General features: G+C 72.0%; 2 protein-coding genes. Both read left to right on the top strand.

What is annotated here, in order from left to right; all coding sequences use genetic code 11:
• The first annotated feature begins 122 nt into the window (after positions 1-122).
• Positions 123-638, top strand: a complete 516-nt coding sequence (locus D7X12_RS41400) for a hypothetical protein (RefSeq protein ID WP_244225102.1) — start codon at positions 123-125, stop codon at positions 636-638.
• Between the two features lie 33 nt (positions 639-671).
• On the top strand, positions 672-1,262 hold the full coding sequence (locus D7X12_RS41395) for an FxsA family protein (protein WP_120630569.1): 591 nt from the start codon (positions 672-674) through the stop codon (positions 1,260-1,262).
• Positions 1,263-1,340 lie beyond the last annotated feature (78 nt).

Below are 1,340 nucleotides of genomic sequence, written 5' to 3'. Positions count from 1 at the left end.
GGCCGGAGCGTTGCGGAGGGGGAGGCTTCATGGGGCGTTCTCGAAAAGGGAAGGGGAGCGGGTACCGCCCCGGGCGGCGTATACTCGTAACCCGCGTGAGATACGAGTTGGTCCTTCAGGCGATGGCCCCGGGCGTTCCCTACGACCTGGCGCGGGTGGAAGCCCTGCTGGCGGCAAGGCCGGGGACCGTCCGCCCGGACGGCGTGCACGAGTGGAACCTGGAGCGGGGCGACGTGGAGGTGGTGCCCCTGCGCGACAAGGGACGCGTGGTGGCCACGGAGCTGCGCGTGCCGTTGTCGGACCAGCCGGCCTTCATCCGCGAGGTGCTGAAGGAGGCGGCCTCGCTCGCCCGCGAGGCGAACGCGCGGCTGTTCGACCCCCAGCTGGGGCAGGTGCTGGGGCCCGCGGACACAGAGCGCGTCGTGGAGCAGTACGCGCGCACGGAGCAGTACTCGCGCACGGCGACCCCCATGGAGATCACGCCCGGCCTGGCCGAGGCGATGGACGCGGCGGCCCGCTACACCCCTCAGGGACCGGGGATGTCGCTGCCGACTCGGCTGGTCCTGTTCGGGGTGGGTGGCTTCGCCCTGCTCTACTTCGTGATGAAGTTCCTGACAGCAAAGCTCAACGGCGAGTAAGCACGGGAGTGCGTCTGGCGTTAACGTGGGGTCGTGCTCAAGGCCCTCGTCATCGTCTGCATCCTGTTGCCCCTGGCGGAGCTGTACCTGCTCATCTCGCTCGGGCACCACATCGGGCTGGGGGCCACGCTCGGGCTGCTGGCCGCCTCCGCCGTGCTGGGGAGCCTCATCGCCCGGAAGCAGGGTGAGCGGGTGTTCCGCAACTGGCGTGAGGCCATGGCCGGCGGCGGAGTGCCCGAGGAGGGGCTGCTCAGCGGGGTGCTGGTGATGATGGGCGGTGCGCTGCTCATCGCGCCGGGGTTCATCTCGGACGTCATCGGGTTGGCGCTGATGGTGCCGCCGCTGCGTCGCTGGGTGACGGCCCGCGTGCGCAGCTCGCTGGAGCAGACGCTGCGCTCGGGCACCGTGCGGGTCACGCACTTCAGCGTCGGGCGCGTGCCGGGCGTCGACCCGCTCGACCCGGTCCGTTCACAGGGGCCCTTCCAGGACGCCCGGCGTTTCGAGGACTCGGAGGTGCCCGTGAGCACCGAGCCCTCCGAGGGCCCCGCGTCCTTCCGCCGCCCCCGGAGCGAAGGGGGCGAGGTGGACGCGGACTTCACCAGCGACGAGAAGCCCCGGGGCTGACGGGCATCCTCTGGGGCGAGCCCGGTCCACCGGGGGGCCCCCAGCGGGGCGTGACGGGAACGGGCCTCGGCAGGGGCG

This window comes from Corallococcus sicarius (assembly GCF_003611735.1).
Classification (GTDB): domain Bacteria; phylum Myxococcota; class Myxococcia; order Myxococcales; family Myxococcaceae; genus Corallococcus; species Corallococcus sicarius.
Note: the sequence above shows the minus strand (reverse complement) of the source record. Positions and strands in the feature narration are given on the sequence as shown.